This window comes from Mesorhizobium oxytropidicola (genome assembly GCF_056174625.1).
Genome location: NZ_CM149692.1, coordinates 4,515,443 through 4,535,321 on the forward strand (window position 1 = coordinate 4,515,443; position 19,879 = coordinate 4,535,321).

Below are 19,879 nucleotides of genomic sequence, written 5' to 3' on the forward strand. Positions count from 1 at the left end.
GGCGATGTTCGATACCGTCCTTATCGCCAACCGCGGTGAAATCGCGCTACGCATCCTGCGCGCCTGCCGCGATCTCGGATTGAGAACGGTGGCGGCGCACTCGGAGGCCGATGCGAGCCTTCGCCATGTCGCGCTAGCGGACAAGGCGATCTGCATCGGACCGGCTGCCGCGACAGAGAGCTATCTCAACATCGCCGAGATCATCGCGGCCGCGCAACTCACCGGCGCGGGCGCGATCCATCCGGGCTATGGTTTCCTTTCGGAGAACGCCGCCTTCGCCGAGGCCGTCGAAAACGCCGGCCTCATCTTCGTCGGGCCGTCCGCGACGGCGATCCGCACCATGGGCGACAAGGTTTCCGCCAAGCGCACGATGATCGCCGCCGGCGTTCCGTGCGTTGCGGGCTCGAAGGGTGCGCTGCCACAGGACGAGCAAGAGGTGCGCGCCATTGCCGAGGCCATCGGCTATCCCGTCATCGTCAAGGCAGCGGGTGGTGGGGGCGGGCGCGGCATGCGCATCGTGCGCGATGAGCAGGCCCTGATGGAAGCCGTTTCCATGGCGGTGAAAGAGGCGGACCGGGCCTTCGGCAACCCGCAAGTCTATCTGGAAAAATTCCTTGAGCAGCCGCGGCATATCGAGATCCAGATCCTGGCGGACAAGCACGGTAGGGCTGTCTGGCTCGGCGAGCGGGATTGCTCCATGCAACGCCGTCACCAGAAGATCATCGAGGAAGCGCCGGCGCCTGGCATCGCCCGCGAGGCGATCGCCGACATAGGCGACCTGTGTGCCCGCGCATGCCTGACCATCGGCTATACAGGTGCCGGCACGTTCGAATTCCTCCATGAGGACGGGCGCTTCTCTTTCATCGAGATGAACACCCGCGTGCAGGTGGAGCATCCCGTCACTGAGCTCGTCACCGGCATCGATATCGTGCGTGAGCAGATCCGCATCGCTCGCGGCGAACCGTTGTCATTCAGCCAGGCAGACATCCGCATTCAAGGCCACGCTGTCGAATGCCGCATCAACGCTGAAGATCCCTACAGCTTTCGGCCGCATCCGGGCCGGGTCGAGCGCTGGACGCCGCCCGGCGGCCCCGGCATCCGTGTCGAATCGCATCTCTACTCCGGCTACACCGTGCCGCCGCATTACGATTCGCTGGTGGCCAAGCTCCTGGCGCATGGCGCGACGCGGGCCGAGGCGATCCGGCGGATGCGCGGGGCGCTGGGCGAGATGGAGGCAGTCGGCATCGCCACCAATGCACCGCTGCACGGTATCCTGATGGAGGAGCCCGGCTTCGCTGCCGGAGGCTTCGATATTCATCATCTCGAACATCTCATTGAAGGCGGTCTGCTCGAGGGGCGAGGCGGCGATGACGCTTGAGGAGATCGAAAGGCTGGCCGCTTGGTGCGCAAGTGCCGGCATAGGGGAGATCGCGCTGGCCGAGGCCGGCTTTTCGCTGCGCCTGCATATGCAGGCCGTGGTTGCCGAAACACCTAGGGCTGGCGCCGAAGCGCTGAAGGCGGAAACGGTCTTCAAGGGCGTGCGTGCGCCCGGCGTCGGCGTGTTCCGTATCGATCATCCAACGACCGGCCACCCTGTTGCCGGACCTGGCCAGATGGTCCGCAAGGGCGAGACGGTCGGCGTCCTGCAGGTCGGCCCATGCCTGAAGGCCGTGCTCGCGCCGGCAGACGGCGTGCTGGGCGCGGCGCTGATAGAGGACGGAGCGGTCGTCGGTTACGGCACGCCGCTCTACGAACTGGTGTGAAGGCAAAGGCGATGGTTCGAACCACTGAGGAAAGCGCCGGGGCGGCCGAAGGATTACAGGTCGATATCAATTCCGACATGGGCGAGGGTTTTGGAGCCTACAGGCTCGGCGACGATGCGGCTATCCTCGACATCGTCAGTTCCGCCAATGTGGCCTGCGGCTTTCATGCCGGTGACCCCGAGATCATGGCGGCCACGTTCTCGATGGCGCGCGATAAGGGCGTCGCCGTTGGCGCGCATCCGAGCTTCGCCGATCTGTGGGGGTTCGGACGCCGCATCATCCCGCATTCCATGGATGAAATCGAAAGGCTAGTCGCCTATCAGATCGGCGCGGCGCAGGCGCTTTCCGCCTATGCCGGCCATCCGATCCGCTACGTGAAGGCGCATGGCGCGCTGGGCAACCTTACCCAGACAGACCGTGGCGTCGCCGAAGCCGTGACCCGCGCAGTCAAGGCCGTCGATCCCGGCCTGATCTGCCTCGCCATTGCGCTCGGCTTCCAGGACAGGATCGCGCGCGACGCGGGCCTGACGGTCAGGTCCGAAATCTTCGCCGACCGCGCCTACACGGAGGAAGGCTTTCTTGTCTCGCGCAAGCTGGAAGGTGCAGTCATTCACGATGCGCAGATGGCGGCGGAACGGGTCGTCCGCATGGTCAAGCAAGGCGCCATCGAGACGATTTCCGGGCAGGCGCTCAAGACACCAATCGATTCGATCTGCGTTCATAGCGACACGCCGGCGGCAGTCGCAATTGCCGCGCGCGTCCGGGCCCGCCTGGAAGAGGACGGGATCAGCGTCAGAGCATTCGCGGCAATCGTCTGATAAACACTATCCGCCGAGGGGCCTGTGCAGGCGACGAGGTCGGACTTCGTCTATTTTCAAGGAGCTGTCGTGATGGCCAAGGGATATCTTATCGCGCAAGTCACCGTCACCAATTCGGACGCCTACTCCAACTACGCCAAGGTTGCGAGCGATCTGCTAAAACAATATGGCGCCCGCGTCGTCGTCAAACCAGAGACCGCCTTGATTAAGGAAGGAAATCCCAAAGCCCGCACGGTGATCTTCGAGTTTGCGAGCTTCGACAAGGCAAAGGAATTCTGGGACAGCCCGGAATATGCCGAGGCCAAGGCTCTGCGGGCAGGCGCCGCCGATGGCGACTTCATCCTCATCGAGGGTACCGACTGATTTGAATGCCAGTGCCGTTTTCGCCGCATCCAAAACGACCGGCTGGCTCACGATTCAAACGGCGCCCAGCCCTTGCTCGAGAAAACGGTCGAGCTGTTCGATTTCCTGGGCGGAGAGACTGATGCCGTCTCTCTCCGAAGCCGCACGAGCAAGGAACCGCCGCTGCGAGGGCAGGCGCGCACCCTGACCGACGATCGCCTCGAACAGGGCTTCGGCACGACCCAGCGGATTGCCGGGATGGCCGGCGGAAAAAGCTTGCGGCGAGAAAGCGATGACCAACTCTCCATGCGACGGATAAAGCGTCGTGGTGCCGAGTAGATCGAGCGCCTCGGGGCTGGTCAGGTCGCCGATCATGATGCCGGCGAGCAACTCGATCATCGTCCCGATAGCAGAACCCTTGTGCCCGCCGAAAGAAAGCATGGCGCCTGCGAGGGCAGCTTCCGGATCCGTCGTCGGCCTGCCGTCGACATCGATCGCCCAGCCTTCCGGCAGCTTCTTGCCGACCCGGCGATGGAGCTCGATCTCGCCGCGCGCGGCAACCGACGTCGCGAAGTCGAAAACATAAGGCGGCTGCTCTTCGCGCGGCCAGCCAAAGGCAAAAGGATTGGTGCCAAGCAGCGGTCCGTTGCCACCAGTCGGAGCGACCGTGGCATAGCTCGGGCACATGGCCAGGCCGGCAAGGCCTGTCTGCGTCAAGCTTTCGACCTCCACCCAAAGGGCGGAAAAATGCACGGCCGAGTTGATCGCGAGCGCGGCAATGCCGCACGAGCGTGCCCGCTCGACCAGCACCGGCAGGCCCAATTCGAGGGCCGGGTTAGCGAAGCCGTGCTTCGCATCCACTTTGACGATGGCCGGTGCGTCTTGCGGCAACAACTCGGGCAGCGCGTTTGGCTCCACCTTTCCGGCCTTGATTGTCCGCAGGGCGCCTTCGATGCGGTAGACACCATGCGACTTGCAGGCATCGCGTTCCGCCGCGACGATGACCCGGGTGATGGCGCCGGCCTGGATGGGGTTCAGCCCGGCCTTGCGGAAAATTGCATCGACGCGCTCATGCAGGGCATCGACGGTGATCGCGGTGTTGGTCATTTCTGCCTTCAGGTTTGGTTGCGAAGAAACGCTGCCTTTAAAAATCCAGACCGCCGGCAAAGGCCCTTAGGTCCTGTGCAAGCAAAGCGGGCTGTTCGAGGGCTGCGAAATGACCCCCGCGCGGCATCGCTGTCCACCGGCGGATGTCCTTGAAGACACGCTCGACCCAGCTCCTTGGCGGCATCGGTAGCTCCTTGGGAAACAAAGCCACCGCAAGCGGGATGTCGATCGCCGTGCCGGGCGGGAATGCAAGCGGGCGGGCGCGCGTTTCCCAATAGAGCCGCATCGACGAAGCGACGGTCCGGGTGAACCAATAAAGCGAGATGTCGGCGAACATGTCGTCGGGCGAAAAAGCAGCATTGCCCAGATCGCCACCGCAATCGCTCCAGTCGCGGAACTTTTCGATCATCCAAGCTGCCAGTCCGACCGGTGAATCCGTCAGCCCATAGGCAAGTGTTTGCGGGCGCGTCGCTTGAATATGAGCATAGGCGCCATGAAGATCCGCCCATCCGGCTTTCCGTTCCAGGAAGGCGCGCTCTTCCGACGTCAAGTCACCGTCTGGGCCTGCATCGTGAGGCGGTGAGAATGAGCCGGGGATGAAATTGAGATGCACGCCGGCGAGACTGTCGGGATGCGCGTGCGCCAGACATGTCGACACGCTGGCGCCCAGATCGCCACCTTGCGCGAGATATCGTTTGTAGCCGAGACGGCTCATCAACTCGGCCCAAAGGTCGGCGACGGTGAACAGGTTGAGACCAGACTTGGTCGGTCGGCTCGAAAAGCCAAAGCCAGGAATCGAAGGGACCACGACGTTGAAGGCGTCCTCCTGCCTTCCGCCATGCGAAAGTGGGTCTGTCAGAAGTGGGATCAGCTCATGAAATTCGAAGACGCTGCCTGGCCAGCCATGGGTTAGTATGATCGTTCTGCCAGTCGCAATTGCGGCGCGCGCATGGATGAAATGGATGGTTTGGCCGCCGATATCCGTCTGGCAGTGCGGATGGATGTTCCAGGCGGCTTCCTGCTTGCGCCAGTCGAAGCCGGTGCGCCAGTGCTGCATAAGCCGGCGCAGTTCCTCTTGCTCCGTTCCCTGCGCCCAGCCTATTGCCTGCAATTGGTCCGGCCCGCGCCAGTTCGAGATGCGCTTGTTCAAATCGTCGATTTCAGACTGGGCGATCTCGATGGTGAAGGGGCGAATTTTCATGGCCTCCTCTGCTCGCCGACCATGAGGTTCCGGGCGGCGATAAAGTCGCGGCGTCGCTGCCGGTTCATGCGAAGCGCTTCCGTCGACGCTTCGATCGAGACCGCTGAGAAACGCAGGCGCGCGCCGACAGGCGCTTGTGCGAGCCGCCACAGGTCGGCTTCGATCACCGTAGCGATCTTCGGATAGCCGCCGCAAGTGTTGGCATCGGCAAGCTGGATGATCGGCTGGCCGGACGGCGGCACCTGGACAGTGCCGGGTACGATGCCGTGCGACAGCAATTCCATCGGTGAGACGAGCGAGAGCGCCTCTCCGGAAAGGCGATATCCCATCCGGTTGGCGTCGCTGGTGATGTTCCATTCGCTTCCGGTGAAGGCTGCCTGGGCCTCAGGGGTGAAGGCGTCGAACTCGGCGGCCGGCAGAACCCGCAACTCGATTGCCGAGGCAAAGCCGTCCACCGCGCCGCGTCGCTCTTCCAGCGCTGCGCCGATGCCGCCTGCGGGAAGCCGGCATTGCGCCGGGTTGAGCGCAAGCCGGTCGCCGCGCGACAGGCCGCGCCCGCCGAGCCCCCGAAGCCACCCTTCGCATCCGTCGCGCGCGACCCCATGACGAGGGGCAGATCGAGCCCGCCGGCAACGGCGACATAGGAACGCGCACCGGTGCGCGGTGCTTCGAGGACAAGGGTCTCACCGGCGCGGATCGTCATGGCCCACCAGGGCGGGCAGGGCCGGTTACCGACGCTGACGACGCAATCCGCGCCGGTGACAGCGACCGCGGTGTCGACATTCGTGCGCAGCCGGAACGGATGAAGCGCTACCTCGATCCCGGCAGCCGAGGGATCATTGCCCAGCATGAGATTGGCCATTGCAAGCGCTTGCCTGTCCATGGCGCCGCCATGGCTGACCCCCAGCGCAAGATGGCCAGGCCGGCCGAGATCCTGGATCGTGTTCGGCAGGCCGGTGGTGAGGATCTCGATCACGCCTCAATCCCCGCGATCGTGAATCCGATCGTGTCTCCGGGCCGGAGCAGCACGGGCAATTCCGCTTCGGCGTTGAACAGCTTCACGTCGGTATGGCCGATCATGTGCCATCCGGACGGCGCAGTCATCGGCATGACGCCCGCCTGCGCACCGCCGATGATGACGGCGCCCTCAGTGACCTTCAGGCGAGGCGTGCTGCGCCTTGCCCATGCAAGCCGTGGGTCGAGACCGGACAGATAGGGAAAGCCCGGCATGGCGCCGATGGCGGCGACGGTGTAGGCGGCTGCCGCGTGGCGGCTGACGGTCTCGTCGACAGACAGGCCGCAATGCGCGGCCCAGCCGGCGAGGTCCTCGCCGCGCGAGCCGCCATAGCTGACGGGAATGGTATGATGCGTGCCGGTCACCGCATGGGCATCGGTGCTGGCCCAGAGCGACATCAGCTGATCGCCGACGCTGTGAGCGTCCGTGGCGAGCGGGTCAACACCACCAGCAGGTTGTTCATGCCGGGAACGGTCTCGCGCACCCCTTCGAGGCTCAGCGCGGCATTCGCTACCGCCCAGACCAACTCCTGGGTGGCATCATCGAAAGCCTCCTGCGCGCCGTCGAGCAGCAGCGCGGCTGATCCCGCAAGACTGATGTGGGGCGTACCGAAAACCATTGGCGGTCAGTCCTTCACCGGCATCGTATAATTCAGGATCAGGCGGCCGCCATCCGGATAGATGGTCTGGCCGACAATGTAGGAGGCGTCGTCGCTGGCCAGGAAGGATGCGACGCTGGCGATCTCCGAAGGTTCGCCACAGCGGCCGCTCGGCGTGCGCGACAGGATGGTCTGGCGCTGCGCTTCGCTGGCCATGACCGAGCTCTTGACCATGTCGGTCAGGATGGTGCCGGGGCCGATGGCGTTGACGCGAATGTCATGCCGAATCAATCCGACGGCCATCACCGCCGTCAACTGCTTGATGCCACCCTTGGACACGGCATAGGCGACGGAATTGGGAATGGCCAGGATGGCGTTGATCGACGACATGTTGATGATCGAGCCGCCGCGTCCCTGCGCGATCATGGCCCTTGCCGCGGCCTGCCCGAGAAGGAAGGGCGCCTTGAGATTGACGCGCTGAACCAGGTCGAAGGCTTCCTCGGGGAAGTCAACGAAATCGTCCAGATGGATAATGCCGGCATTGTTGATGAGGACGTCGACACTGCCGAATCGCTTCGTGGCCTTGGCAACAACATCGGCTGCCATTTCCTGCGTGCATTCGGAGAGATCCGCCGATAGCCAGGCGGCACGTTCGCCAAGACGTTCGGCATGCTCGCGTCCGCGATCGGCCTGCACGTCGACAAGCACCACCTTGGCGCCATCGGCATGAAAGCGCTCGGCGCAGGCAAGGCCCAGGCCTTGTGCCGCCCCGGTGACGATCACGACTTTTCCTGCGTGCTTCACAACCCAATCCCTTTTCACAATCATGACATTTATGGATATGTTATCCAATCTATCTTGAACTTCGACGCCATTGCAAGCCCGGATGGGTGGAGCGGTTGGGGTCATTCTGGCCAGCTCGGCGCCATTCCGAAGCCGCTTTGGCTTTTTTCTGCCCACCATCGCAAGGTCGGTTGACTCCACCGAATTAAGTGTGATTGGATACTATATTCATAAGAAGTGCCGACGACGGGGAGTGCAGGCAATGGCGGATGGATCACAGGAAAGCGAACTGATCGACGCGTTCCGCGCTCTTGCGACGCCGTTGATCAGCGACAATCTCGCTCGTGTCCCCGGCGCTGTCGGGTTGCGGCCGTTCCATCGGTTGAGCGGCGTCATGGCGGGGAGGGCGCTGACGGTCAGGACCCGCCCCGGCGACAACCAGTTCATCCATCGTGCGCTCGATCTGTTGCGGCCCGGAGACGTCATCGTCGTCGATGGCGGCGGCTATGAAGGACGTGCGCTGGTCGGCGAGATCATGACAAGTGTCGCGGCGTCACGCGGCGCTGCGGGCATTGTCATCGACGGCGCCATCCGCGATGCCGGTGCCATCAGCCGCAATCCGTTTCCATGCTTTGCACGGTCAGCCATCCATCTCGGACCTTACAAGGATGGCCCGGGAGCCATCAATGTTCCCGTCTGCATAGGCGGCATGGTCGTAGGTCCTGGCGACATCGTCGTCGGCGACGAGGATGGCGTCGTGGCATTTCCAATCGACGGTGCCGCGGCCTTGCTGGCCGCCGTCCGGGCGCAGGAAGCCCGCGAGGCCGAGATCATGCAGAGCATCCAGGAGAACCGCTATCAGGGAGCCTATGCCCGGGCTTCCAGCGGCAGTCACTGATCGGCGGATCAGGAGCCTGCCGGTGAGAAATCGCATGGCCGGCTGGCGATCTTGCTCAACATAACCGCTCCGCAGCTAACCGAGGGGCGAAACAATGCATTTCGGGCACGCCGCCTGGATGCACCAACAGGGGAAAATGGAGAGAATAATGGTTGTTTCCTTCAAGAGGCTTGCCAAGAGGCTAGCTTGTGCCACCGCCCTTGCCGGGCTGGCTATGACCACGATGGCCGCGGCTGCCGATATCAAGATCGGCATCGTTGCTCCAATGACTGGCCAACTGGCCAGTGAGGGGCAGGATATGGAGAACGCCGTGAAGATGGCGATCAATGCCGTCAACGCCAAAGGCGGCGTCAACGGCGACAAGATCATCACCACGACCGCCGACGACGCTTGCGATCCGCAGCAGGCGGTGACCGCAGGCAGCAAGCTTGTCTCGGAGGGCGTGACCGCCATCGTCGGCGGCTACTGCTCGGGCGCCGTGTTGCCGACATTGAAGATCTATGGCGACGCCGGCATTCCGTTCGTCATCATCGGAGCGAACTCGACCAAGCTGGTTGCCGCCAATCAGGGCAATGCCTTCCTCGCCAATTCAACCGGCGACATGCAGGCGACGACGGCTGTCGAGCTCTTCAAGAAGAACGGCTACAAGAAGATCGCGGTCATAGACGAAGGCGATGCCTATTCGTCTGACCTGGCCAAGCTGACAGCCGAAGCCTTCAAGGGTGCCGGCGGCGAGATTGCCACCAAGGAGACGACCACTGCCGGTGAGCAGGACTATTCGGCGGTCGTCACCAAGATCAAATCGAGCGGCGCGGACGCGGTCTTCTGGACCGCCTACCATGCCGGTGGCGCCCTGCTCACCAAGCAGCTTCGACAGGCTGGATTCCAGGGCGGCATCGTACTCGGCGACGGCAACAATTCGCCGGAATATCTGGAGATCGCCGGCTCGGCCGGTGAGGGCGTGTACCTGTTGTCCCGCCCACCGTGGACCTCCTGTCTGGCGCCGCCGACTTCAAGGCCAAGTACAAGGAAACCTATGGCCGCGACGCCGGCGCCTATGCGGCGCTGTCCCATGACGTGGGCGACCTGATCGTCGATGCTGTCACACGGGCCAAGTCGACGGACCAAAAGGCAATCATCGAGGCGCTCAAGGCTAGCGACTTCAAGGGACTTGCCGGTGAAATCAAGTTCACCGACAAGAACACGCTGCAGACGTCAAACTTCCGCCCAGTGGTCGCCAAGGGCGGCAAGTGGGTGGCCGTCGAATAAAGGCTAACCGGATTGATGCCGGGGCGGCCCTTGTGGCGGCCTCGGCGTCATCGCCGATTGTCTGGCGCACCGACGCTGCGCCCCGGCAAGACGTTCTCAATTCCGCACCCGGAGCACCCATGACGCTCGACCTGCTTATTCAGCAACTGGTGAACGGCCTTATCGTCGGCTCTTTCTATGCCCTGATCGCGCTTGGCTACAGCATGGTCTTCGGCGTCATCAAGCTCCTGAATTTCGCCCATGGCGACATCTACATGAATGGCGCCTTCGTCGGCCTCATCGTGTTTTCCTTCGTCGGCATCTGGGTCGGCAACGGCTGGCTGGGCGTGGTCTGCGCGCTGCTGGTGTCGATGTTGGTTGTCGGCTTGCTCGGTGTCGTCATCGAGCGCTTCGCCTATCGGCCGATGCGCAATGCGCCGCGCCTCTCCATTCTGATCACGGCGCTCGGTGCCTCGATGGTGCTGAACGGCACCGCACTCGCCCTGACGGGCGGACGCCACTACGCCTTCAACACCGACCTCGGTTTTGCCGGTGTCGACATTTCCACAGTTCACATCACCTACACGCAGATGGTGCTGGTGGCTGCCTCCATCGCTCTTATGGCCGGCATGCAGGCCTTTGTGTCACGCACCATGTACGGCAAGGCGATGCGCGCCGTGTCCATCGACATGGGGGCGAGCCGCCTGATGGGCATCGATGTCGACCGGGTGATCGCCTTGACCTTTTTCATGGGCTCGGCACTCGCCGCCGGCGGCGGGGTCATGGCCGGCGCATACTATGGCAGTGTCCATTTCTTCATGGGCTTTATCATGGGGCTCAAGGCCTTCACGGCAGCCGTCATAGGCGGCATCGGCAGCGTGCCGGGCGCCATGCTCGGCGGCTTGCTGCTCGGCCTGCTCGAGGCTTTCGGTTCGTCCTTGCCCTTCGTCGGATCGGAGTGGCGTGACGTCTTCGTTTTCGGGACCCTGATCCTGTTCCTTGTGTTCAAGCCGACCGGCCTTCTTGGCCGCTCTGTCGTGGAGCGGGTGTGATGATCGACGAAGTGAGAAGCGTGCCGGCCGCCGGGCAACCGCGACTGATGCGCTGGTCCGTCGTGCTGCCCGGCCTGGCGGCACTAGCCGTCGCGCTGGTGTTGCCGCAGTTCGCCAACGCCTATGTGACGGAGGTGGCGACCACGGCGCTGCTCTATGTCGTTCTGTGCCTCGGCCTCAACATCGTCGTCGGCTATGCCGGCCTGCTCGACCTCGGCTACGCCGCCTTCTTCGCGGTCGGCGCCTACACGTCAGGGATCCTGACCGCAGAATTCGGGTTCAACTTCTGGCTCACCATCCCGGTCGCGATGGCGGCGGCCTGCGTGGCTGGCATCATGATCGGGGCTCCAACCTTGAGGCTGCGCAGCGATTATCTGGCGATCGTGACGCTGGGCTTCGGCGAGATCGTACGCATCATCGCCCGCAACCTCGACATCACCGGTGGCGCCAGCGGCCTCATTGGCATTGAGCGACCGGAGATTTTCGGCTTCAAGCTGATGCAGGTGCAGCACTTCTACTATGCGTTCCTGGTGCTGGCGCTGCTCACCGCCTTCGTCTGCCTCAGCGTCGAGCGGTCGCGGATGGGACGAGCCTGGTTCTACGTTCGCTATGACGAGGACGCTGCCGCCGGTATCGGGATTAACCGTGTCACCGCCAAGCTGCAGGCCTATATGATGGGGGCGGTGATCGCTTCCGTGGCCGGATGCCTCTACGCTGCCAAAATGACGGCCATCTCGCCGGAGAGTTTCACCTTCAACCAATCGCTTCTCATCCTGCTCGGCGTCGTCCTGGGTGGCATGGGCCGCATTCCTGGCGTCGTCCTGGGCGCCATTCTCGTGGCCCTGCTTCCAGAGGTGCTGCGCGGCGCGGGTACCTATCGCCCCCTGGTGACGGCGGTTGCGTTGCTGGCAATCATGCTCTTCAGGCCGAACGGGCTCTGGCCGGACAAGCGGGTTTGACCATGGCCTTGCTCGAAGTCCGCGATCTGCGCCTCAGTTTTGGGGGACTGAAGGTCCTTCACGACATTTCGTTCTCGGTGGAGAAGGGCGCCATCAACAGCCTCATCGGACCGAACGGTGCCGGCAAGACGTCGCTCTTCAATTGCCTGACCGGCTTCTACAAGCCGAAGGGCGGCTCGATCAGACTGGGCGGCCGGCCCATTACCGGCTTGCCGCCGCATCGCATCACCGCGCTCGGCCTTGCCCGCACGTTTCAGAATATCAGGCTGTTCAAGGAAATGACCGTTCTGGAAAACGCCATGTCCGGCCAGCATTGCCGCAGCCGCCATGGCATCGTGTCGTCGATCCTGCACCTGCCGTCGCAGCGGCGTGAGGAGGAGGCGATCCGCGCGATCGGCATGCGCTGGCTCGATTTCGTCGGCATCGAGCAGCATGCGCATCGCCAGGCCGGCGGTCTATCCTACGGCGATCAACGCCGGCTCGAACTCGCAAGAGCCCTAGCGTCGACGCCCGAACTCATCCTGCTGGACGAGCCTGCCGCCGGCCTGAACGAGCGTGAGAAGCTGGACCTGGTGCATCTCATCCGCCGCGTTCGCGACGAGACCGGCGTCACGGTCCTGCTGATCGAACACGATATGGGCCTGGTCATGCAGGTGTCGGAGAAGATCGTGGTGTTCGATTACGGTCAGAAGATCGCCGATGGAGCGCCAGAGGCCGTACGCGCGGACCCCAGGGTCATTGAAGCCTATCTCGGTACGGAGGATTGATGGAGCCCGACATTGTTCTTTCCGCCGATCGAATCGTCACCCGCTATGGCGGCATCGAAGCGCTTCACGGCGTCAGCCTTTCGGTCAAACGCGGTCAGATCGTGGCGCTGCTTGGCGCGAACGGTGCCGGCAAAAGCACGACGCTGCGCACGCTGTCCGGCCTCATTGCCGCGTCCTCCGGAAGTGTCCGCTTCCTGGGCGAGGACATAACCAAGGTCCCTGCCCACCGTCTACCGCATCGCGGGCTCGTCCACGTCCCGGAGGGAAGGCGTATTTTCGGCGACATGACGATCAAGGAGAACCTTGACCTCGGCTCGTTTACGCTTGCCGACGACGCCGAGCGCCGGCGGGGGCTGGATCACGTTTTCGAACTCTTTCCCATCCTGTCGCGCAGAAAGAATGGCGATGCAAGGAACCTGTCGGGAGGAGAGCAGCAGATGCTCGCGATCGGCAGAGCCCTCATGGCCGCGCCCAAAGTGCTCCTGCTCGATGAGCCGTCAATGGGCCTGGCGCCGCAACTGATCAAGGAAGTCATGAACATCGTCCAGCGCCTCAACCGCGAAGGCGTGACCATCCTGCTCGTGGAGCAGAACAGCAAAGTCGCCTTGAAATTCGCCGACTACGGCTATGTTCTCAAGGCCGGGCGTGTTGTGCTTGAGGGACCAGGCAGCGACCTTGCGAGTAACGAGGCCGTCATCAGTGCCTATTTGGGCGGCGTTGCTGCCTAGGTAGAGCCGCCAAGGCTTGGACTGTACGAACGAACCACTGCCTCATGCTTTTTTGCGCACCGATTAACGCTTCGGCGATATCCCACAGCCGGGCGGGCGACCTGGACATTGAAGACCTTGTTGGGCGAGGACGCGCAGTTCCTGATGGTCGTCTGGTCGATGATCTGGCCGGTGACGACGAAGCTTTCGTGTCCACCATGTGTTCAGGGAGCGGCGTGATATGCTGAATAGCCTTCAATTTGCGTCGGCGAATCGTAAATCCGGTTGCGTTCGGCTGCGCGTTTGTTTCCAAATTGTGCTGTCTTTCCAACGGGGTATCGGACGGACTGAGACTGAAAAAAGATAATGAAATGAATATGATAGAGCGAAGAATTGCAGCCTCGGTGATGGATGGGGCCGATACCTAAGTAAAATCAGCTAGTTACTGGATGTCGTGTGTAAAAATCGCCGACAAGCCCGTCGCTTGTCGAAGCAACCTCAGATTGCGGGCAAACACCGACCTCAGCCTCATTGGACGAGGCAGTCAGAGCGTGCTCTTTAGTGCCACCTATTATAGTAATCAAACGTAGCGGTGAGGGTTGAGATCAGGCTGAAGTCACGTATCTTTTTGCCAACTCTATATATTAGGATGATCTTAAGGTGGCGAAGACAACCGAGCGTGTGTTGCAGCACGATATCGTTGAGATCTTTGAAGCCACGGCGCTCATGGACAGCGCCATCAGCATCAAGGAAATCATCAGGCAACTACGCGCGCGGATCCAAATTTATGGCTACGTGGCTTGTCTCATCACTGACTTGCCGAACGCGAGTACCGGCGCGCTGGATGAACACATTCTTGTCAACGGTTGGCCTGCCGATTGGTACGACCACTATATGGCCGCAAGGCATTATCGTCATGATCCATGCGCTGCCCTGTGTCGGACGGCGATGGCACCATTTCTCTGGAGCGACGTGTCCCGAGGTCGGACTGATCCAGACGCGCAGCGCGTGATGAACGAGGCTGCGGAGTTTGGTCTGCGAGAAGGGATCTGTATACCGATCCAATGCGCGTTTGGCGAAAGCGCTGCCGTGACACTTGCGGGCGGCGAGCTTGACTTGACGCCGTCGGCGCGCTGCACCGTTCACGCTCTTGCCCGTCATGCCTATTCGGCAGCCCATCGGCTGGTCGGCGGTTTGCGCAAGCAACCGAAGCAGAAACTCTCCAAACGCGAATGTGAAATTCTTGAATGGATCGCGGCGGGGAAGACAGCCTGGGAAGTCTCAAGAATCCTGTGCATTTCGGAGAACACGGTCAACACGCATCTACGCAACGTCAGGCAGAAGCTCGATACTGCCAACATAGTGCAGGCAATCGTCGAGGCGGTTCGCAGGCATGAAATTCAGCTTTGAACCATCGTCAGATCTGAGTATGGCGCCTTCGGGAGGAGCATGCACCTTGTCCTCATCCACGAGGACCCCGCGATGTTCAAAGTTCACGCTGTCGATGATTCAAACCGCATAGCCTATCGAGACCAACTCGATCAGTATTTCCGTCTGCGCCACCAGATTTACGTCGGCGAGCGCGGCTGGCAGGCGCTGAAGCGTCCTGACGGCCGGGAGATCGATGCATTCGATACGCCGGATGCGACCCATCTTCTCGGCATCACAGTCGCCGGTGAGGTGGTCGCGGGCTCCAGGCTGGTTCCGAGCCTCAAACCACACTTGATGAGCGAAGTCTTTCCGCAGCTGGTCAGCTGTCGCGCGCCTCGCGGCCAGGATATTTTTGAATGGACTCGCTTTTTCGTGGCTAGTCATTTGCGCGAGCCAGGTCGCTCCTGTCAGGCGGCAGGTTTGATCTACTGCGGCGTCTTGGAGCTATGTCTTCAACGCCGGATCAGCCAGCTGATTATCGTCTGTGAAGATTACTGGCTCGAGAGGTTTGCCTCGATTGGCTGGAATCCAAAGCGACTTGGTCCCGCGAAAGAAAGCGACGGCATGTCGATTATCGGGATCATGGTGGACGTCTCACGCGCTGCCCTTGCGACGACACGCCGGATCTATCGAATAAAGGAGGCTGTGCTTTGCGACGACGAGCCTATCAAGACAGTTGCTTAATGGCTGACCAGAATCTCGGATCAGACACGTAGACTTCGTAACCAAGGGCCCGCAAATCGGCTAGTTATGAATGCGCGAAATTGAGCACCGCCATCTCCGTTACGCAATCGCGGCGGCAGACCTCGGCAGTTTTCGGCAAACCGCGACAAAATTCAATATCCGACAGTCCGCCATCAGCCGACGTATTCGGGATTTGGAGAATCAGCTCGGCGCGACGCTATTCGATCGAACCGCAAGTGGTGTTGTACCCACGGCAGTAGGTCGGGTGTTTCTGGAGCGGGCTCGAGCATCCCTTAAGCAACTTAACGAAGCGGCAGACATAGCGGCCGAGTCCGGAAGAGGGGTGCTTCGGATCGGTTTGGATGCTTCATGCGGCGCAAGCTTTGTCACAGCTCTGCTGGGTCGTTTCGTGTCGAGGCATCGTCGCACTCACCCTGTATTGATAGAAGCCGCCGTGCAGGACCTACTAGCTGGAATTCGAGCGCGGCGCCTCGATGTGGCGTTGCTGACGGGTTGGTCCGAAGTGCCTGACTGCAATGTCATCCAGCTTTGGCTGGATCGAGTAGTCGCTGTTCTGCCAGAGAACAATAGTTTGGCGCGCAAGGCGACGATTCACTGGAGAGATTTGATGGAGATGAGCTTCCTTGGCGGCCAAGGTGACATCGGAACAGTGATCCACGAGTGTCTGACCCGTGGATCTTCAGATATAGGATACGACCCGAAAGTTGAGCATCTTTCCGTGGGCAGAGACATGTTGATCGGAATGGTAAGTTTAGGCAGGGGTTTTAGTCTGACAACGCAATCGATGCCGGAGTGGCGATGTGCTGGCGTGGTCTATCGTCCGATTTTCGCGCCCGGAGCTGAATTGCCTTTCAACGCAGTCACATCCGATCTGAATGACACTCAAACTCTGCGAAGCTTCTTGCGGATGGCGTTCCTTGCTCGCACTTCGACAGGACACTAGACAAAGAGTTTTTAGGTTGGATGCGTCCGGGTCCAGAGCCAACATTGAGATAGCGGTGTAACGGGCACCCGTCTTCTCCGCGACATCCATGCTGCGAGCGGCCTATCGCTCGGCGAAGCCCCACCAAGGGATGGAACGTTATCTGCTGCGCTCGCTTTTTGCCGTGTCTTCGATGATCAGCCGTAGTCCAGCCACCTCGGGGTAGTTTTGAACTGTTGGGTCGCTGGCGCGCCATGGTTAGCGGCCACCGTCATCCGGTTGCGCGATGAGCTGCGGACGGGCAAACCTAATACGCGACTAGACTACCCGCAAATTCCTGATCGGTCGGCCGGGCGTCAGCGCCTCAGCCGCAGCGATGATGCCAGGAGCATCAATTCCGAAATGGCGGTACAGGTCGGCGATGGTACCGGTCTGACCGAAGTGCTCGACGCCAAGCGAGCGTGTGCGGTGACCATGCACGGATCCGAGCCAGGCCAAAGCTGCCGGGTGCCCGTCGATGACGCTGACGATCCCGCAATGCGACGGCAGGTCTTGCAGAAGCCGCTCGATGTGGCTGCGTGCGTGTGAAAGGCCGTTGTCGCGGGCGCGCTGCGCTGCGGTCCAGCCCGCGTTAAGCCTGTCGGCCGAAGTCACGGCAAGAAGGCCTACATCGCGACGGTCCTCTGCCATCAGGCCGGTCGCTTCGATCGCTTCCGGCGCTATTGCGCCGGTGTAGGCAACGACGATCTGAGCATTGGGACCGGGCTTGCGCAACCAATAGGCGCCGTTGAGAATTCCACCTCCAACTCGGGCGTGATCACGCGTTTCGGCTGCTCGATCGAGCGCGTGGACAGGCGGAGATAGACGGAACCGCCGGTTGCGTCGCGGAGCCACGTCATCCTATCCGCTTCAGTTTCGCCCGATCGCTGCATATACTGGAAGGACCAGCGCATCATCGCGGCAAGCTCGTCGACAAAGGCAGGTTCGAAGCTCGCCAGGCCGTCCTGGGCCATGCCGATTAGCGGGGTGGCGATCGACTGGTGCGCACCGCCTTCTGGCGCCAGCGTTACGCCGGACGGCGTTGCCACCAGCATGAAGCGGGCGTCCTGATAGCAGGCATAGTTCAGCGCATCGAGCCCCCGTTCGATGAATGGGTCGTAGAGTGTGCCCACCGGAAGCAGGCGCTCACCGAAAATCGAATGCGACAGGCCAAGCGCCGACAGCATAGTGAACAGGTTCATCTCGGCAATGCCGAGTTCCATATGCTGGCCCTTGGGCGAGAAGGTCCAGTTGTAGGTCGAAGGAATGCGTTCCGTCTTGAACAGGTCCGCCATCTCCTCCCGGGCGAAAAGGCCGCGCCGGTTGACCCAGGCGCCGAGATTGGTCGACACCGTCACGTCGGGTGCGGTGGTGACAATGCGGCTGGCAAATGGCGTGTCGCTCTTGGCGATCTCATGCATGACTAGGCCGAAGCCCTGCTGGGTCGACATCGAGGGTTGGGCGCCGAACTCGAGTCGCTTAGGCACGTCGATGACCGGCGAAACGTAGCGGCGGCGGCCGGACTGCACGAACGGCACGTTGGCAAGAAACTCCTTCAGGGTGGCCTCCGGCGTCGCGAGGCCTTCGAACGGGCTCCACTCGCGGCCCTCGCGCACCTTCATCGATTTGCGCAGGACCTCAACCTGGGTCGGGGTCATCAGCCCGGCGTGATTGTCCTTGTGTCCGGCAAGCGGCAGGCCGAAGCCCTTGATCGTATAGGCGATGAAGCAGGTGGGACGGTCATGTGTCCTGGCTTGCTCGAACGCGTCCAGGATCGATTGCAGGTCATGCCCGCCCAGATTGCTCATCAGCTGGGCGAGGTCGTTGTCGCCGCGTCTTTCGATCAACCGCGAAACGTCACCCTGGTCGCCAAGGTCGTCGAGCAGGCGCTTGCGCCAGGCTGCTCCTCCCTGGAAGGTCAGGGCCGAGTAAAGCTGGTTGGGGCAGGCGTCGATCCAGTCGCGCAACTTCTCGCCGCCGGCCTCAGTGAAGGCCGCTTGTTGCAGGACGCCGTGCTTGAGGATCACCACGTCCCATCCGAAATTGCGGAACATCGATTCGAACCGCTCCCACAGTCCCTCACGCACGACCGCATCGAGGCTCTGCCGGTTGTAGTCGACGACCCACCAGGTGTTGCGAAGACCATGCTTCCAGCCCTCGAGCAGCGCCTCGAAGATATTGCCCTCATCCATCTCGGCATCGCCGATCAATGCCACCATGCGGCCTTCGGGACGCGTGGTCCCGAGGCCTTTTGCGCGAATGAAATCCTGCACCAGCGATGAGAAAAGTGTCTGCGCCACGCCGAGCCCGACCGATCCAGTGGAGAAATCGACGTCGTCGACATCCTTGGTGCGCGACGGATAGGATTGCGCGCCATTGAAGCCGCGAAAATTCTCAAGCTTCTCCCGAGTCTGATTGCCGAACAGATATTGGATTGCGTGGAAGATCGGGCTGGCATGTGGCTTGACCGCAACTCTGTCCTCGGGCCGCAGAATGGCGAAATAGAGTGCAGTCAGGATCGTGTTCAGCGAAGCCGAAGACGCCTGATGGCCCCCCACCTTCAACCCGTCGCCATTGTCGCGCAGGTGATTGGCGTTGTGGATTGTCCAGGTTGCCAACCACAGCACTTTACGCTCGAGTTCGGACAGGATGGAAAGCCGTTGCGCTGTCATGATCAGCTCCCTTGAGAGGGGTAGAGGTTAAACCTCTTCAAGCACGAAATGTAACCAAACTTGCCTTTCAGCCGGCAACCAATTAGCTGTTTTCACCAACATGATGTTTGCTTTGAAAGAAAAACAGCTAATGCGCGTGTTGGACGATATCGACAGGAAAATCATCGCGGCGATCCAAGGCAACGGGAAGATCACGGCCAATGAGCTGTCTGATCGCGTCGGTTTGTCACCGTCTCCTTGCGTCCGGCGTGTGCGCTTGCTGGAAGATTCTGGCGTGATCAAAGGATACACGGCAGTGATAGACCAGAAGAAGGTCGGCCTGCCGATCAGCGCCTTCGCGTCGATCAAGCTCGAGCGGCAGCGCGAAGAAGATCTTGACCGGTTCGCGCTCGCCGTGGCGCGCTGGCCGGAGGTGGTAGATTGCTACCTCATGACTGGGCAGCGGGACTATCTGATGCGCATCGTTGTGCGCGATCTCGAAGCATACGAACGGTTCATCAAGGACAAACTCACGCGTTTGGACGGCGTCGCCTCGATCGAAACGAGCTTCGCTCTTGCTCAGGTCAAGCGTTCAGAGGTTCTGCCCTTAGAATAGGATTCGGAGGCGTGCAGTCTAGCGTCATCCGATCGGCCTCAATGTGCGTCTATATCGGCGGCAGGGGTGGTCGTGATTTGAACTTGCGGTTTTCCCAACGCGGAGAGTAATGCTACGACCTGGAAGGCGGTCGTCAGTTTAAACTCAATTTAACTGCAGCGACAGTCTCGTAGGCGTCGAGACCGTACCTCTACAGCAGATCGCGGTTCGCAACAGCAGTGTGAAGCCGATGCGCGTCTATAAGCGCCAGAGATTGA

The 19,879-nt window shown here is 61.5% G+C and carries 19 protein-coding genes and 3 pseudogenes; 15 read left to right on the plus strand and 7 right to left on the minus strand.

Annotated features, from left to right (window positions below):
• Positions 1-4: 4 nt before the first annotated feature.
• From accC to AC0V8S_RS22505, 4 genes are all read left to right on the plus strand, one after another.
• Positions 5-1,378, plus strand: a complete 1,374-nt coding sequence (gene accC / locus AC0V8S_RS22490; protein WP_183459518.1) for an acetyl-CoA carboxylase biotin carboxylase subunit — start codon at positions 5-7, stop codon at positions 1,376-1,378.
• A complete protein-coding gene (locus tag AC0V8S_RS22495) occupies positions 1,368-1,763 on the plus strand; it encodes a biotin/lipoyl attachment domain-containing protein (protein WP_183459516.1) in 396 nt (131 codons plus the stop codon). The genes accC and AC0V8S_RS22495 overlap by 11 nt, the downstream gene beginning before the upstream one ends.
• A gap of 11 nt (positions 1,764-1,774) precedes the next feature.
• The gene (locus AC0V8S_RS22500; protein WP_183459514.1) at positions 1,775-2,581 is read left to right on the plus strand and encodes a LamB/YcsF family protein; all 807 of its coding nucleotides are present in this window, start codon (positions 1,775-1,777) and stop codon (positions 2,579-2,581) included.
• Between the two features lie 72 nt (positions 2,582-2,653).
• Positions 2,654-2,944: a DUF1330 domain-containing protein gene (locus AC0V8S_RS22505; protein WP_183459512.1), complete on the plus strand. Its 291-nt coding sequence runs from the start codon at positions 2,654-2,656 to the stop codon at positions 2,942-2,944.
• A gap of 54 nt (positions 2,945-2,998) precedes the next feature.
• On the opposite strand, the gene AC0V8S_RS22510 is transcribed toward AC0V8S_RS22505, so the two are convergent.
• The 6 genes and pseudogenes from AC0V8S_RS22510 to AC0V8S_RS22535 form a co-directional block, all read right to left on the minus strand.
• Positions 2,999-4,030: an Ldh family oxidoreductase gene (locus AC0V8S_RS22510; protein WP_475433443.1), complete on the minus strand. Its 1,032-nt coding sequence runs from the start codon at positions 4,028-4,030 to the stop codon at positions 2,999-3,001.
• A gap of 37 nt (positions 4,031-4,067) precedes the next feature.
• Positions 4,068-5,231, minus strand: a complete 1,164-nt coding sequence (locus AC0V8S_RS22515) for an epoxide hydrolase family protein (protein ID WP_183459509.1) — start codon at positions 5,229-5,231, stop codon at positions 4,068-4,070.
• Positions 5,228-5,686, minus strand: a complete 459-nt coding sequence (locus tag AC0V8S_RS22520; RefSeq protein WP_475433445.1) for a 5-oxoprolinase subunit C family protein — start codon at positions 5,684-5,686, stop codon at positions 5,228-5,230. The genes AC0V8S_RS22515 and AC0V8S_RS22520 overlap by 4 nt, the downstream gene beginning before the upstream one ends.
• Positions 5,687-5,763: 77 nt before the next feature.
• Positions 5,764-6,114, minus strand: a pseudogene (locus tag AC0V8S_RS22525) (5-oxoprolinase subunit C family protein); the annotation flags it as partial.
• Positions 6,115-6,203: 89 nt separating this feature from the next.
• Positions 6,204-6,865: pseudogene (gene pxpB, locus AC0V8S_RS22530) on the minus strand (5-oxoprolinase subunit PxpB).
• 6 nt (positions 6,866-6,871) lie between these two features.
• On the minus strand, positions 6,872-7,648 hold the full coding sequence (locus tag AC0V8S_RS22535; RefSeq protein WP_183459503.1) for an SDR family NAD(P)-dependent oxidoreductase: 777 nt from the start codon (positions 7,646-7,648) through the stop codon (positions 6,872-6,874).
• 241 nt (positions 7,649-7,889) lie between these two features.
• Here AC0V8S_RS22535 and AC0V8S_RS22540 point away from each other — a divergent pair, with 241 nt between their 5' ends.
• The 10 genes from AC0V8S_RS22540 (at position 7,890) to AC0V8S_RS22585 (ending at position 16,337) form a co-directional block, all read left to right on the plus strand.
• Positions 7,890-8,525: an RraA family protein gene (locus AC0V8S_RS22540; RefSeq protein ID WP_183459496.1), complete on the plus strand. Its 636-nt coding sequence runs from the start codon at positions 7,890-7,892 to the stop codon at positions 8,523-8,525.
• 148 nt (positions 8,526-8,673) lie between these two features.
• Complete coding sequence (locus AC0V8S_RS22545; protein ID WP_475433447.1) at positions 8,674-9,615, plus strand: branched-chain amino acid ABC transporter substrate-binding protein; 942 nt, start codon at positions 8,674-8,676, stop codon at positions 9,613-9,615.
• Positions 9,510-9,794, plus strand: a complete 285-nt coding sequence (locus AC0V8S_RS22550; RefSeq protein ID WP_475433449.1) for an ABC transporter substrate-binding protein — start codon at positions 9,510-9,512, stop codon at positions 9,792-9,794. Before AC0V8S_RS22545 ends, AC0V8S_RS22550 begins: the two co-directional genes overlap by 106 nt.
• A 119-nt stretch (positions 9,795-9,913) precedes the next feature.
• Positions 9,914-10,825: a branched-chain amino acid ABC transporter permease gene (locus AC0V8S_RS22555; RefSeq protein ID WP_109660147.1), complete on the plus strand. Its 912-nt coding sequence runs from the start codon at positions 9,914-9,916 to the stop codon at positions 10,823-10,825.
• Positions 10,825-11,784 carry a branched-chain amino acid ABC transporter permease gene (locus AC0V8S_RS22560; protein ID WP_475433450.1) on the plus strand — a complete coding sequence of 320 codons (960 nt, stop codon included), beginning with the start codon at positions 10,825-10,827 and terminating at the stop codon, positions 11,782-11,784. The genes AC0V8S_RS22555 and AC0V8S_RS22560 overlap by 1 nt, the downstream gene beginning before the upstream one ends.
• A 2-nt stretch (positions 11,785-11,786) precedes the next feature.
• Positions 11,787-12,551 carry an ABC transporter ATP-binding protein gene (locus AC0V8S_RS22565; RefSeq protein ID WP_475433452.1) on the plus strand — a complete coding sequence of 255 codons (765 nt, stop codon included), beginning with the start codon at positions 11,787-11,789 and terminating at the stop codon, positions 12,549-12,551.
• Positions 12,551-13,279 carry an ABC transporter ATP-binding protein gene (locus tag AC0V8S_RS22570; RefSeq protein WP_475438676.1) on the plus strand — a complete coding sequence of 243 codons (729 nt, stop codon included), beginning with the start codon at positions 12,551-12,553 and terminating at the stop codon, positions 13,277-13,279. Before AC0V8S_RS22565 ends, AC0V8S_RS22570 begins: the two co-directional genes overlap by 1 nt.
• Before the next feature lie 639 nt (positions 13,280-13,918).
• A complete protein-coding gene (locus AC0V8S_RS22575; protein ID WP_475433454.1) occupies positions 13,919-14,668 on the plus strand; it encodes a helix-turn-helix transcriptional regulator in 750 nt (249 codons plus the stop codon).
• A gap of 72 nt (positions 14,669-14,740) precedes the next feature.
• Positions 14,741-15,373, plus strand: coding sequence for an acyl-homoserine-lactone synthase (locus AC0V8S_RS22580; RefSeq protein ID WP_475433456.1), 633 nt, complete (start codon positions 14,741-14,743; stop codon positions 15,371-15,373).
• Between the two features lie 70 nt (positions 15,374-15,443).
• On the plus strand, positions 15,444-16,337 hold the full coding sequence (locus tag AC0V8S_RS22585) for a LysR family transcriptional regulator (RefSeq protein WP_475433457.1): 894 nt from the start codon (positions 15,444-15,446) through the stop codon (positions 16,335-16,337).
• 297 nt (positions 16,338-16,634) lie between these two features.
• Here the strand turns inward: AC0V8S_RS22585 and AC0V8S_RS22590 are convergent.
• Positions 16,635-19,027: pseudogene (locus tag AC0V8S_RS22590) on the minus strand (transketolase-like TK C-terminal-containing protein).
• A 130-nt stretch (positions 19,028-19,157) separates the two neighbouring features.
• On the opposite strand from AC0V8S_RS22590, the gene AC0V8S_RS22595 reads away from it, so the two are divergent.
• Entirely contained in the window at positions 19,158-19,622 is a 465-nt protein-coding gene (locus AC0V8S_RS22595; protein ID WP_475438677.1) for an Lrp/AsnC family transcriptional regulator, read from the plus strand.
• The last annotated feature ends 257 nt before the right edge of the window (positions 19,623-19,879 follow it).